Raw genomic sequence first — 13,342 nt, forward strand, 5'->3', positions numbered from 1 at the left:
TTTCTATCCTGCGACTCCTGTGGATATCCTTAAACTGAGGATAGAAGAAAAACACGACAAACCAAGGTTGTAGAGACCAACGGCATTGGCTTGCGTAGGTTCGTCAATTTAATGGCATTCACAAACCAAAATGTGGGAGGGGGCTTGCCCCCTCCCACATGTTTTGATCCAGGTGGCCTTAAGAAATCAGCTCGGCTTAGCCGCAGCCAGCGCCTGCTGCGCCAGTTCCTTTTCCGCCTCCTTCAAGTCTTCCTCGCTGATCATCTCCGCGATCGCGCGCAAACGCTCTACCACGCGCGCATTGATCGTTCCCACCGCTCTGCGTGGGAATGCCTCTTGGGACGCTCCGCGTCCCGCCACCGCTGCAGACTTCAGTTACTGCGCATGGGTGACGCAGAGCGTCACGGGCTACATTCCCACGCGGGAGCGTGATGTGGGAGGGGGCTTGCCCCCGATTGCGGTGGGTCAGCCTCAGTATTCTTGACTGACACACTGCTATCGGGGGCAAGCCCCCTCCCACATTTTTTGACCCAGGTGGCCTCAAGAAATCAGCTCGGCTTGGCCTCGGCCAGCGCCTGCTGCGCCAGTTCCTTTTCCGCCTCCTTCAGGTCTTCCTCGCTGATCATCTCCGCAATCGCACGCAGACGCTCCACCACGCGAGCATTGACCGTGCCTTCCGGGAACTGCCCCTCGGCGTCCGGCTCGCCGGCATCCTCGCCCACCAGCAGGCTCAGCGCCTCATCCGCCTGGCGCACCGCATAGACATGGAACTGCCCGGCGCGCACGGCCTGCAGGACCTTTTCGTCGAGCATCAGTGTGGCCACGTTGGCCTGGGGAATGATTGCGCCCTGCTCACCCGTCAAACCGCGCGCTTCGCACAGGCGGAAGAAGCCTTCGATCTTCTCGTTGACCCCGCCCACCGCCTGCACTTCACCAAACTGGTTGATCGAGCCGGTGATGGCAAAGCACTGCTTGAGCGGTGTTTTCGACAAGGCCGAGATCAAGGTGCAGGCCTCGCCCAGGGAGGCGCTGTCGCCGTCCACGTAACCGTAGGACTGTTCCAACGCGATGCTCGCCGAGATCGCCAGCGGGAATTCCTGAGCGTAACGGCTGCCCAGGTAACCGGTGAGAATCATCACGCCCTTGGAGTGAATCGGCTGGCCAAGGTTGACCTCACGCTCGATGTCGACGATCCCGCTGCCGCCGGGGTACACCGTGGCGGAAATCCGCGCCGGTACGCCGAATGCCGAATCACCCACCTCAAGCACCGTCAGCCCGTTGCACTTGCCTACGGCAGCGCCTGCGGTGTCGATCAGGATCACCCCGGCAAGCATGTCGTCGAGAATCCGCGCCGACACGCGACCGGTGCGGGTGGCCTTGGCCTTGAGCGCACGTTCGATGTGCCCGGCGTCGGTCATTTCGTCGCCCGCCAGGTGGCGAATGAAGTCCGCCTCACTGACCAGCTGGAACAAGTCGCCGATGCGCGCCGACAAGCGGCCCTGATGTTCCGCCAGGCGTGCGCTGTAGGTCGCCAGTCGCGCCACCGCGTCCGACGTCAGCGGCGCCATGCCCTCTTCCGAGGTGCGGGTCTTGAGCAACTGGGCGAACTGCTCCAGGCTTTCGTCGACCATCGGAATGTCTTCGTCGAAGTCCACCAGTACCCGGAACATTTCCTGGAAGTCCGGATCGGCATCCTGCAACGCGTAGTACAGCTGGCGCGAACCGATGATGATCACCTTGACCTGCAACGGGATCATCTGCGGGTTGAGCGTCACGGTGGCCAAACGCCCGAGTTCGCCAAGCGGCGACTCCATCTTCAATTTGCGCGATTGCAAGGAGCGCTTGAGCGCATCCCACACAAACGGCTCACCGAGCATCTTCTCTGCTTCCAGGATCAGGAAGCCGCCGTTGGCACGGTGCAACGCGCCTGGGCGCAGCTGACGGTACGTGGTGTACAGCGCGCCCTGGTCGGTGCTGTATTCGATACGGCCGAACAGGTTGTCGTAGGTCGGGTGCGGCTCGAACACCACCGGCGCGCCGCCGTTGACCGCATGGCCAACCACCAGGCTTGGGCAGTACTGCTCTTCCAGCAGTTTGCGCGCCTGGGCGTCAGTCTTCGAGTCGTCCACCAATTGCTCGACCACGGTTTTCAGCAGGTAGACCTGCATGGCCTGCAGGTAACCGCAGACGGCGGCGTTTTCCGCGTACTTTTCCGACAGCGGAGCGAGCAAAGGCTGCAGGGCCAGGGTGATGGTTTCTTCGTTGAACTGGCGCAGCAGGTTGTTCGATTCACGCTTCCACTGCGGCAGGCTCGCCAACTCTTCGTTAAGGCGTTCTTCCAGCTCGGAAATATCCGTGTGGAAGCGCTCGCGGTCGGCTTCCGGCAGTTGCGAGAACTCAGCCTCGTCCAGGGCCTTGCCATCGAGCATCGGCGTGAAGGCGATGTTGGAACTGTCGCGGTACAGCGCCACGTCTTTTTCCAGGGCCAGACGCTCGATCACGTCCAGGGCCTTGTCGTAACGCTGGTTGAACGCACGGTCAATGGCGCTTTTGCGCTGTTGATAAGTCGGGTGCTCGAACACCGCCGGGAAGGTCGCCACCAGGTTGTCGACCAAGCCGTTGATATCGGCGATGAACGCCGCTGCGGCGCCGCCTGGCAATTCCAGGGCGCGCGGTTCGCGCGGCTCGTCGAAATTATTCACATACACCCAGTCCGACGGGGTTTGCAGGCGTTTGCCTTCGGCCTTCAGGTAACGTTTGACGAACGAGAAGCGACCGGTACCGGGCTCGCCCATGACAAACACGTTGTAACCGGGACGTGGCATCGCCACGCCGAACTGCAATGCTTCAACCGCACGCTCCTGGCCAAGCACACCGCGAAAGGGCTCCAAATCATTGGTGGTCGAGAAGCTGAACTGTTCAGCGGAGAAAGGGCGAGTCAGCGCTTCGGGCGCTAGACGCAAGCTGGCAGCAACAGGATCAGGCATCGGGCTTCCTTACATCAGGCGGGGCAGATGGGGCATTCTGGCTCTCGGTTGCGCGCTCTGGCAAGGCGCGCTTTTGGGAAAGCGTAGACAGCACCCGCGCCGTACAAAAAAAACGTTCAAGACCGAATGTTTTATAAAAAATCACGGAACCCCTGGAACCTGCCTAAACTCCAAACTGCGCGGGTTGGACTAATAACTGGCCCCTAGGGTGCTGCGAAGCGCCTGAACCCTTGTCCATTGGTTTGCACACAAAGAGAACAAAGCTATGAAACGGATCCTTCTTGGTACTCTCTTCACCGTCGTCTCCCTCAATGCAATGGCAGAAGCACCAGGTGGCCCGAACTGCGGTTGGGGCAACATGTTGTTCGAAGGCCAGCGCGGTACTCCGGCCCACTTCCTTGCCTCCACCACCAACGGCACCTCAGGTAACGCCACCTTCGGCATGACCTCGGGCACCAACGGTTGCAGCACCAACAGCGCGCTGAGCTACGGCGGCAAGTCGTGGATTGCCATGAATGGCATGATGAACGAGCTGTCCGAAGACATGGCCAAGGGTAACGGCGAAGCGCTGACCACCTACGCCGTGGTACTGGGCGTGGCACCGGAAGATCGCGAGCACTTCGCGGCCGTGACCCACGAGCACTTCCAGCAGATCTTCAGCAAGGCTGACGTGACCGCTGACGACGTGCACAACAACACCATTGCCGTACTGAAAAGTGATGCCCGTCTGGCGAAATACGCTACCCAGGCTTAAGCTCGACCTGCCCGCGTCTCTTGAGGCGCGGGCTTTATTTTTTTGACCTGTCCCCCTTGGGTCTTTTTTTCAGTCCGACTTAAGTAGCCCCCATGCTCAAACGCCTCGCTTGCCTGGCTCTCTTCGCCTGCGCCCCGCTGCATGCGGCACCGCACCTCGACGATCAACGTTTGCAGCAACTGGCCAATGACCCTTTCTGGTTATCCCTGGGCCATTACGAAGCCGGCAAGATCAAGGGCTGGCGCAGCTATGTCAGCGACAAGAAGTTTTTCCTCGCCGCCGATGGCGCGCACCATCCGGACGCCGAACTCAAGGCCACCGTGCAGGCGTTGTACGCACCGGCCAGCCTGGGTGAAAAGCACGCCCAATGTGTCTACCCCGCCCGCACCCGCTGGCTCAAGGACCAGTTGCAACTGAACGACCTGCCGGCGGTGGACTGCAAGGAATTCAAGCAGTGGTTCAGCGACGTCGCGCCCCACAGCGCGGTGATGATTTTCCCGGCGGCGTACCTCAACAGCCCGTCTTCGATGTTCGGCCACACCTTGTTGCGCATCGACCAGGCCGACGTGCAAAGCAACAACACCGCGCTGCTCAGCTACGCGATCAACTTCGGCGCCTACATCGAAGGCTCGGACAACAGCATCCTCTATGCCTGGAAGGGTCTGATGGGTGGCTACCCCGGCCTGTTCGCCCTGGTGCCCTATCAGGAAAAACTCTCCGAATACCGCAGCCTGGAAAACCGTGACCTGTGGGAATACCGCCTGAACCTCACCGAAGTCGAGACCAAGCGCATGGTCGAGCACGTGTGGGAACTCAAGCAGATCCAGTTCGACTATTTCTTCTTCGATGAAAACTGCTCCTACCGCCTGCTGGAACTGCTGCAAGTGGCGCGCCCCGGCCTGCGCCTGACCGAACAGTTCCCGCTGACCGCAATCCCCACCGACACCGTCAAGGCCGTGAAAGACGCGGGCCTGGTAGAGAAAATCGACTATCGCCCCTCCCGTGAGCGCGAACTGCTCGAGCGTGCCAAACCGCTGGATGGCGATGAGCAACAATGGGTGCTCAGCATCAGCGACGACCAGAAGCAGCTGCAGGCGCCGGCCTTCAAAGCCCTGCCCCGCGAGCGTCAGGCGCTGATCATCGATGCCGCCTATCGCCTCGGCCGTTACCGCGCCAACGGCCTGGAACGCGACACCGAACGCTCCCAGCGCAGCTTTGAACTGCTGCGCGCGATCAACCAGAACCCTGCGCCAGACCTGAAGATCACCCCGCCCGGCCTGCCGGAAAACGGTCACGAGTCGCGCACCTGGCAGGCCGGCATCGGTACCCGTGGCGACAAAGCCTTCGGCGAATACGGCTTGCGCATGGCCTATCACGACCTCAACGACAACGCCGAGGGCTTTCCCCTTGGCGCACAGATCGAGATCCTGCAGATGAAACTGCGCCAGTACGAAGGCAACCACTGGCAACTGCAGCAACTGGACCTGGCCACCATCCGCTCCCTGACCCCGCGCAACGCCCTGCTGCAGCCCTGGTCCTGGCAAGTCACCGGCGGCCTGGAGCGCGTACCGGGCAAACACGACGACGAAACCCTGGTCGCCCACGTCAACGGCGGCGCCGGCGGCACCTGGCAGTTGAGCGACGACATGCTCGGCTTCGCCCTCGGCACCGTGCGTGTGGAACACAACAATGACTTCAGCGAAGCCATCTCGCCAGCGGCCGGGTTCAACACCGGCGTGTTGTGGAAAAACCCGCTGGGCAATATGAGCCTGGAGGCCAAAGGGGATTTCTTCACCAACGGCGAAGTACGGCGCAGCATCAGCCTCAACCAGCAGTGGGAACTGTCGCGCAACCTGGGCCTGCGCTTGAGCGCCCAGCGCGAATACAGCCACTTGTCGACACCGGTGAATGAAGTGATGCTCGAAGTGAAGTGGTATCACTACTGATTCAAGCCGGACAAACATCCAAATGTGGGAGGGGGCTTGCTCCCGATAGCGGTGAACCAGCCCCCCGATGCAGTGGCTGACACTCAGCCATCGGGGGCAAGCCCCCTCCCACATTTGGTTCTCGTATAGCCAAGTACGCTGCGTCGCCTGCCAGGAGCACCATCAACATGGCCGTTAACTGCAAAAGCCTCGAAGAAGTCCGAACCCACATCGACAGCCTCGACCAATGCCGCTGACGCCCCACCAAACGACACAACCCCTGTGGCGAGGGAGCTTGCTCCCGCTGGGGCGCGAAGCGGCCCCAAATGCGTGGGCCTGCTGCGCAGTCCAGCGGGAGCAAGCTCCCTCGCCCCAAGGGCGGTGTCAAGCTTTTCGCAGATCGTTCCCACGCTCGTGGGAACGATGAAACTTACTTCTCACAGCCCTTTCACACCGCCTCGACAAATCCCTGACTAGACTTTCTCCATCAGCCGTAAATCGGCCAGGGAGTTCGCCATGTGGCGGTATGCGGTCATGCTGTGTGCGGTGGTTGGGCTGTTGGGTTGCCAGACAACCCATCAGGATTTGCTGGCCAAGGGTTATCCGCCGGCCTTTGCCGATGGCTTTGACGACGGTTGCAGCAGTGGTCGCCAGGCTGCCGGGGTGATCACGGGGGAGTTTCGCAAGAACGTTGCGCGCTATCTGAAAGACCGGCAATACGCCGAAGGCTGGGAAGACGGTTTCCGCCAGTGCAAGGCCATGCGTGAGAACGAGGAGCTGCGCGACTATCAGGACCGCCGCCGGGACGACCGCGAGCATGAATGGCAGCAGGAAAAAGATCGGGATGCGGCCAAGGCTTATCGCTCGCAATAGCGCGCCGCGTTAGAAGCGGACGCAGAGCGTCCCAAGCGGCGTTACCACGCAGAGCGCGGGAACGATCGTGCGGTGGGCATGGCCCAAACTCCATTGAGGAGAATGTCATGAGCCGAGCTTTTGTGAATGAAGATAACGCCGCCGCCCAGGCCGATCAGCCGGTGGAGCGTCAGGTCAGTGAGCAGCCAAATCGCTTGACCACCCAAGGTCTGGCGCTGTTGCAGGCCAAGGTGGCGCAGTTGCAACAGGAGCACAGCACAGAATCTGCCAGGGGCGAACAGGCTGACAAGCAACGCCAGGCCGACCTTGAGCGCGATTTGCGCTACTTCAACCAGCGGGTGCAGAGCGCCCAGGTCGTGGCGCCGGCGACTTCCACCGATAAGGTGCAGATCGGCAGTTGGGTGACCTTCGCCAACGAGCAGGACGAACAGCAGCGCATTCAGTTGGTCGGCGAAGACCAGGCCGACGCCAACGCGGGCTTGATCAACTGGGGTTCGCCCCTGGGCCGCGCGTTGCTGGGCGCCCAGGTGGGGGACGAAGTGCTCTGGAAGCGCCCCGTCGGCGATCAGTTGATCGAAGTGCTGCGCATCGAGCCCCAGGGTTAAACGATGCCCTGGGCCAGCATCGCATCGGCGACTTTGACGAAGCCTGCGATGTTCGCGCCCTTCACGTAGTTGACCCGGCCGTTTTCTTCGCCGTAATGCACGCAGGCGTGGTGGATCGACTGCATGATGGCGTGCAGCTTGCTGTCCACCTCACCGGCGGTCCACAGCAGGCGCATGGCGTTCTGCGACATCTCCAGGCCGCTCACGGCCACGCCGCCGGCATTGGAGGCCTTGCCCGGCGCGAACAGAATGCCCGCTTCGATAAAGATATCCACTGCCTCCAGGGTGGTCGGCATGTTGGCGCCTTCGGCCACACAGCGGCAGCCATTGCGCAGCAGGGCGCGGGCCGCGTCGGCGTCGAGTTCGTTCTGGGTGGCGCAGGGCAGCGCGATATCGCAAGCCAGCTCCCATGGCGTTTTGCCTGGGCGAAACTCCAGGCCGAAGCGCTCGGCCAGCTCGCTGATGCGGCCGCGCTGTACGTTTTTCAGCGCGAGCAAGGCGGACCATTGCTCCTCGGTCAAACCGCTCTCGGCATACAGGGTGCCTTCGGAGTCCGACAGGGAAACCACCTTGCCGCCCAGGTCCATCACTTTGCGCGCAGCGTACTGCGCCACATTACCCGAACCGGAGATCGCCACGCGCTTGCCTTCGACCCGCTGGCCGTCGCGCTTGAGCATTTCTTCGGCGAAGTACACACAGCCAAAACCGGTGGCTTCCGGGCGGATCAGGCTGCCGCCGTAGGTCATGCCTTTACCGGTCAGCACTGAGGTGAATTGGTTACTCAGGCGTTTGTACTGGCCGAACAGAAAGCCGATTTCCCGCGCGCCCACGCCGATATCGCCGGCCGGTACGTCAACGTCGGCGCCGATATGGCGGTACAGCTCGCTCATGAACGCTTGGCAGAAGCGCATCACCTCGGCGTCGCTCTTGCCCTTGGGATCGAAGTCCGAGCCGCCCTTGCCCCCGCCCATGGGCAGCGAGGTCAGGGAGTTCTTGAAGGTCTGTTCGAAAGCGAGAAATTTCAGCACGCCCAGGTTCACCGAAGGGTGGAAGCGCAAGCCGCCTTTGTAGGGACCGATGGCGCTGTTCATCTGGATACGGAAACCGCGATTGACCTGAACCTTGCCGTGATCATCCACCCAGGACACCCGAAAGGTGATTGCGCGTTCCGGCTCGCAGATGCGCTCCAGAATGCCCGAGGTCAGGTAGTGGGGATTGGCTTCAAGAAACGGCCACAGGCTGCGCAGAACTTCTTCTACGGCCTGGTGGAATTCCGGTTGGTCAGGGTCGCGTTTCTTGAGGCGGGCAAGGAAGGATTCGACGGATTCGTGCATGAAAAGTCTCGGCAAAATGATTGTTGTTAAACAGAGATTGAGCCGGACTCTAACAATTCATTTCGCACCGTGACAGGGCAAAATGTCGCCTTTGTGAAATTAAATGGTGCATTTGGTATAAATAAAGCGGCTTTTTTGCCCCTGAATGGGGATTTCAGGCCGGGTTATGCACCAATAGTTAGATAGTCATCGGGGGCAAGCCCCCTCCCACATTGGAATGCATTTCAAAATGTGGGAGGGGGCTTGCCCCCGATGGCTCCAACTCGGTCTCACTGAAAAACGCGCAAAAAAAACGGAGCCCGAAGGCTCCGCTCTTTCACACCACCAACCCGAATCAGGCCAGCTTTTTGTGACGCACACGGTGCGGCTGGGCAGCGGCCTCACCCAAACGCTTCTTACGGTCGGCTTCGTACTCGGTGTAGTTACCTTCGAAGAACACCGCCTGGGAGTCGTCTTCGTACGCCAGGATGTGGGTCGCGACGCGGTCAAGGAACCACCGATCGTGAGAGATCACAATGGCGGCGCCCGGGAAGTCCAGCAGGGCTTCTTCCAGGGAACGCAGGGTTTCAACGTCGAGGTCGTTGGACGGTTCGTCGAGCAGCAACACGTTGCCGCCTTCTTTCAAGGTCAGGGCCAGGTGCAAGCGGCCACGCTCACCACCGGACAGGTCCTTGACGAACTTCTGCTGGTCTCCGCCCTTGAAGTTGAAGCGGCCGACATAGGTGCGCGACGGGATTTCATAGTTGCCGATACGGATCTGGTCGGAACCGTCGGAAATCTGCTGGAACACGGTCTTGCTGCCGTCGAGGTCGTCGCGGCTCTGGTCCACACAGGCCAGTTGCACGGTTTCGCCGATCTCGATGCTGCCCGAATCCGGGGTTTCCTTGCCCATCAGCATGCGGAACAGGGTGGATTTACCCGCACCGTTACCGCCGATAACGCCGACGATCGCGCCTTTTGGCATGGCGAACGACAGGTTGTCGATCAACACACGGTCGCCGTAGCCTTTGGTCACGTTCTTGAATTCGATGACCTTGTCACCCAGGCGCGGGCCGGCCGGGATGTAGATCTCGTTGGTTTCGCTGCGCTTCTGGAATTCCTGCGACTGCATTTCTTCAAAGCGTTGCAGGCGGGCCTTGGATTTGGACTGGCGGGCCTTGGCGCCTTTGCGCACCCATTCCAGTTCTTCCTTCATGGCTTTTTCGTGAGCCGATTGCTGCTTGGATTCGGCGGCCAGACGGTCGGACTTGGCTTCCAGCCAACCGGAGTAGTTGCCCTCGTAAGGGATACCGGCGCCACGGTCGAGTTCGAGGATCCAGCCGGCAACGTTGTCCAGGAAGTAACGGTCGTGCGTGATCGCAACCACGGTGCCCGGGAAGTCGTGGAGGAAATGTTCCAGCCAGGCGACGGAATCGGCGTCCAGGTGGTTGGTCGGTTCGTCGAGCAGCAACATGTCGGGCGCGGACAGCAGCAGGCGGCACAGGGCCACACGGCGCTTCTCGCCACCGGACAGGAACTCGATTTTGGCGTCCCACGCCGGCAGGCGCAGCGCGTCGGCGGCAACTTCCAGCTGGCGCTCCAGGTTGTGCCCGTCGCCCGCCTGCAGAATCGCCTCGAGCTTGGCCTGTTCGGCGGCCAGCTTGTCGAAGTCGGCATCCGGTTCGGCATAGGCGGCGTAGACCTCGTCCAGGCGCGCCTGGGCGTCCTTGATCACGCTGACAGCCTCTTCGACCACTTCGCGCACGGTCTTGGTCGGATCCAGCTGAGGTTCCTGCGGCAGGTAGCCGATGTTCAGTTCGGGCATCGGGCGGGCTTCGCCTTCGAACTCGGTGTCGACGCCGGCCATGATTTTCAGCAGCGTGGACTTGCCCGAACCGTTGAGGCCGAGCACGCCGATCTTGGCGCCCGGAAAGAAGGACAGCGAAATGTTTTTAAGAATTTCCCGCTTCGGAGGAACAACTTTTCCCAGCCGATGCATGGTGAAGACGTATTGAGCCAAAATGGAGCCCTCTGAGTAACAGCCTGAACAAAGGCCTGCATTCTACGTCAAGATCACCCTGTGAACAGATGCAGACCGCTGACTGGCCCAGCCACCCTCCGTCAGAAGAGTCTCAGGGCCAGCATGTTCAACGTCATCTGGCTGTGCAACAGCATGACCAGCAGGATCGCGCAGGTGCACAGCGCCTGGCCCAGCACGCCAAGGTAGATGCGGCGCACGGCGGGTTGCCACTGCTCGGTCTGCGCCTGCGTGCGCTCAAGAACCTCCCTGGCCGGGTCGCGCAGGCATTTTTCGAGTACCGAATCGAGTACGAACAGGCTGACGCTGAGCATAAACCATACTTCGAAGCTGCGGCGCCAGTCCAGGAGCCAGAACATCAGCACGCCGCTCAGGATCAGCCCCCAACCGGCGACGTTGTAAAAGCGATCCGTGAAGGTCAATCCCCTCAGCAGCAAGGGCTTGGTCAGCTCGTCGCACCGTTTGAGCTGCGCCGACAGCCAAGGGGCCACCAGCAACGGGCCGGTGGCCGCCACGGCCGCCAGTACATGGAAAATTCTTAACGCATCGTATTCGGTCATCGCCCGGGCCTCGTGGCACATCAAGATAGAGGCCTAGGCTAAGGCAGTCCTGGCGCGTCCAGAATGGTCCGGCAGGACATAAAAACGAACGGAACGGACATTTTCAGGCCAGGTGTTCCGCGCTGCCCTGCAAAGTACTGCGCACCTTGCCGGGACTGCTGCCAGTGACCCGGCGAAACCAATGGCCGAAGGAATCGCTTGAAGCAAACCCCAGGTGTTGCGCCACGCGCTCATTGGTGTGTTCGACCATCAGTCCCCGATAAGCCTCCACCAGCAGCAGGCGATTGTGCCACTGGGTGTAGCACAACCCGGTCTGCCGGCGAAACAGACGGGTCAGGGTGCGCTCGGTAGCGCCAACCTCGCCGCCCCACTCCGCCAGGCTTTTGCGCATGCCCGGCCGGGCAATCAGTTGGTCGGTGACGCGCTTGAGCCGCAGGTCGCTGGGCAGCGGCAGGACCATGTCACTGGCTGGAATCGCGCTGATATCTTCAAATAGCAACTCCACGATGCAGTTGCGCTGGGCGTCGGACAGTGGCCGCACGTTGTCTTCGGCGAGGCGCTCGCACAGGGCGATCATCAGCGAAGACGCATCGATGAGCTTGAGCTGGGGGGAAAAGTCCCTGGACCGCTCAGCCCCCAGATAGAGCACCGTGAGGTCTACCTGGGTGTCGGCGGCGCCGGCGTGCAGGGTCTGCGGCGGAATCCACACCGCCATGCCTGCCTTGAGCAGCCAGCGTTGATCTGCGGTACTGCCCTGCAGCATGCCTTTTTTGACCAGGACGAATTGCCCGATGGGGTGTCGATGGGGTTCGCTTTCGTCGGCGTCCAGCTTGGTTATCTGGCGCTCGACGACCAGCGCAGCGTGGTGGGTTATTTCAACTTGCATTACTACCCCAGTGAGTCTTTCCGTAGTCCAATGGCCGAAGGCATTCCACACGCAAAGAGTAAACCGCATCCCATAATCAGGCCAAGCACCAGGAAAGTCGCGGGGTAGGCATGGCCCGGCGGCAGGTAGAGCGCAACCGCGACCATCCCGTTGACGCCAAAAGCGGCGCCGAGACTGCGCAGGAACTGCACCGTGGAGGTGTAAGCCCCCAACTGCTCCACCGGCGCGCTGTTCTGGGCAAAGACCAGCGTGGTGGTTGCCGTCAGCCCCATCCCCAGCCCGACCATCACCTGCCCGGCACCGATCCCCGGCCAGAACGCCCAATACAGCCCGGCCGCCACGCTCGAACAGCCGAGCATCAGCAGCAGCATGCCGCCGACCGCCATCGTCCTGAAGCCGACGCGGGCCAGGCGCTTGCCGCATAGCGTCGCGCCAGCCACCCAGCCCAGCGCGGCCAGCATGATCAGCGCGCCACCGGACAAGGCGCTGGCCCGGACGTGATCGAGCGCCACCGGCAGCAGGCTGACGGACGCGTACAAGCCCACGCTGGAGATCATCACCAGCACCATGACAACCCCGAGCGCCGGCCGCGTGAAGAACCCCAACGGCACCGGGCTGCTGTCCGGTGCGGCACGGACGCGGGCGGCCAATACACCCAGCCCGACCAGCATGACCACGGTCAGGACCGGCATCGGGTGGGCAAGCCATTCCAGCGGATGGTTGCTCAGCAGCAGCAGCGCCGCACAGGCGAATACGGCCAATGCGCCCTGCGCCAACGGGTCCACATGCCGGCTGGCCTGGCCACGGCCGATGGTCGGGGCGAAGAACAGCGCCAACAGCGCCAGCACCCCAAGGGGCAAGTTGAGCCAGAACACGGCGCGCCAGCTCAACGTGCTGCCCAGCACCGCGCCGGCCACCGGCCCCAGCACCGCCGCCAGCCCCCAGACGCTGCTGAGCATGCCTTGCATGCTCGCGCGCTTGGGCCCCTCGAACAGCGACGCCAGCAAGGAGTAGGACAACACGATGATGCCGCCCGCGCCCACGCCCTGCAGCGCCCTGCCCGCGATCAACATGATCATGTCCTGGCTCAGGGCCACCCAGACAGAGGCGACAATGAACACACACAGGCTGACCTTCATCATCGCGCCGACTCCGAACCGATCGGCGAGTGCGCCCGCCAGCGGCGCGACCAGGGCCAGCGGCAGCAGGAAGCCGGAAACCACCCAGGGAAACAGGGTGGTGTCCTGCATCTGGGCGTTGATCTGCGGCAGGATGGTGCTGACCGCCGTGCTGTCCATGGCGGCAAGGAACAGCGCGACGAGCACGGCGACCACACTCAGCGGGTACTTCCCTGCCCCGGCCTCTGGCGAGGCAAGCGTTTGTGACTTCATGGCGCGATCC

10 protein-coding genes are annotated in these 13,342 nt (G+C 61.8%); 4 read left to right on the forward strand and 6 right to left on the reverse strand.

The features are described from left to right. Positions 1 to 548: 548 nt before the first annotated feature. Positions 549 to 2,987, reverse strand: coding sequence for a Lon protease family protein (locus tag SC318_RS22800; protein ID WP_306494682.1), 2,439 nt, complete (start codon positions 2,985 to 2,987; stop codon positions 549 to 551). A 265-nt stretch (positions 2,988 to 3,252) separates the two neighbouring features. Here SC318_RS22800 and SC318_RS22805 point away from each other — a divergent pair, with 265 nt between their 5' ends. The 4 genes from SC318_RS22805 to SC318_RS22820 all read left to right on the forward strand — a co-directional run bounded on the left by SC318_RS22805 (position 3,253) and on the right by SC318_RS22820 (position 7,144). Further along, positions 3,253 to 3,741, forward strand: a complete 489-nt coding sequence (locus SC318_RS22805) for a DUF3015 domain-containing protein (RefSeq protein WP_010206666.1) — start codon at positions 3,253 to 3,255, stop codon at positions 3,739 to 3,741. Positions 3,742 to 3,833: 92 nt separating this feature from the next. Continuing rightward, entirely contained in the window at positions 3,834 to 5,687 is a 1,854-nt protein-coding gene (locus tag SC318_RS22810) for an Lnb N-terminal periplasmic domain-containing protein (RefSeq protein ID WP_320428546.1), read from the forward strand. Positions 5,688 to 6,182: 495 nt separating this feature from the next. Next, the gene (locus tag SC318_RS22815) at positions 6,183 to 6,539 is read left to right on the forward strand and encodes a hypothetical protein (protein WP_306494687.1); all 357 of its coding nucleotides are present in this window, start codon (positions 6,183 to 6,185) and stop codon (positions 6,537 to 6,539) included. Between the two features lie 107 nt (positions 6,540 to 6,646). Then, positions 6,647 to 7,144 carry a GreA/GreB family elongation factor gene (locus SC318_RS22820; RefSeq protein WP_320428547.1) on the forward strand — a complete coding sequence of 166 codons (498 nt, stop codon included), beginning with the start codon at positions 6,647 to 6,649 and terminating at the stop codon, positions 7,142 to 7,144. Here SC318_RS22820 and gdhA read toward each other — a convergent pair. The 5 genes from gdhA to SC318_RS22845 all read right to left on the reverse strand — a co-directional run bounded on the left by gdhA (position 7,141) and on the right by SC318_RS22845 (position 13,332). Continuing rightward, on the reverse strand, positions 7,141 to 8,478 hold the full coding sequence (gene gdhA / locus SC318_RS22825; protein WP_320428548.1) for an NADP-specific glutamate dehydrogenase: 1,338 nt from the start codon (positions 8,476 to 8,478) through the stop codon (positions 7,141 to 7,143). The genes SC318_RS22820 and gdhA overlap by 4 nt on opposite strands. 334 nt (positions 8,479 to 8,812) lie before the next feature. Next, complete coding sequence (gene ettA / locus SC318_RS22830) at positions 8,813 to 10,477, reverse strand: energy-dependent translational throttle protein EttA (protein ID WP_320428549.1); 1,665 nt, start codon at positions 10,475 to 10,477, stop codon at positions 8,813 to 8,815. A 101-nt stretch (positions 10,478 to 10,578) separates the two neighbouring features. After that, positions 10,579 to 11,055 (reverse strand): DUF2269 family protein, encoded by a 477-nt coding sequence (locus tag SC318_RS22835; protein WP_320428550.1) that lies wholly within the window; start codon positions 11,053 to 11,055, stop codon positions 10,579 to 10,581. 103 nt (positions 11,056 to 11,158) lie between these two features. Then, complete coding sequence (locus tag SC318_RS22840; RefSeq protein WP_320428551.1) at positions 11,159 to 11,941, reverse strand: AraC family transcriptional regulator; 783 nt, start codon at positions 11,939 to 11,941, stop codon at positions 11,159 to 11,161. A gap of 2 nt (positions 11,942 to 11,943) precedes the next feature. Continuing rightward, positions 11,944 to 13,332 (reverse strand): MFS transporter, encoded by a 1,389-nt coding sequence (locus SC318_RS22845; protein ID WP_320428552.1) that lies wholly within the window; start codon positions 13,330 to 13,332, stop codon positions 11,944 to 11,946. Between the last annotated feature and the right edge of the window lie 10 nt (positions 13,333 to 13,342).

The organism is Pseudomonas sp. MUP55 (assembly GCF_034043515.1).
In the GTDB taxonomy this organism is placed as follows: Bacteria; Pseudomonadota; Gammaproteobacteria; order Pseudomonadales; family Pseudomonadaceae; genus Aquipseudomonas.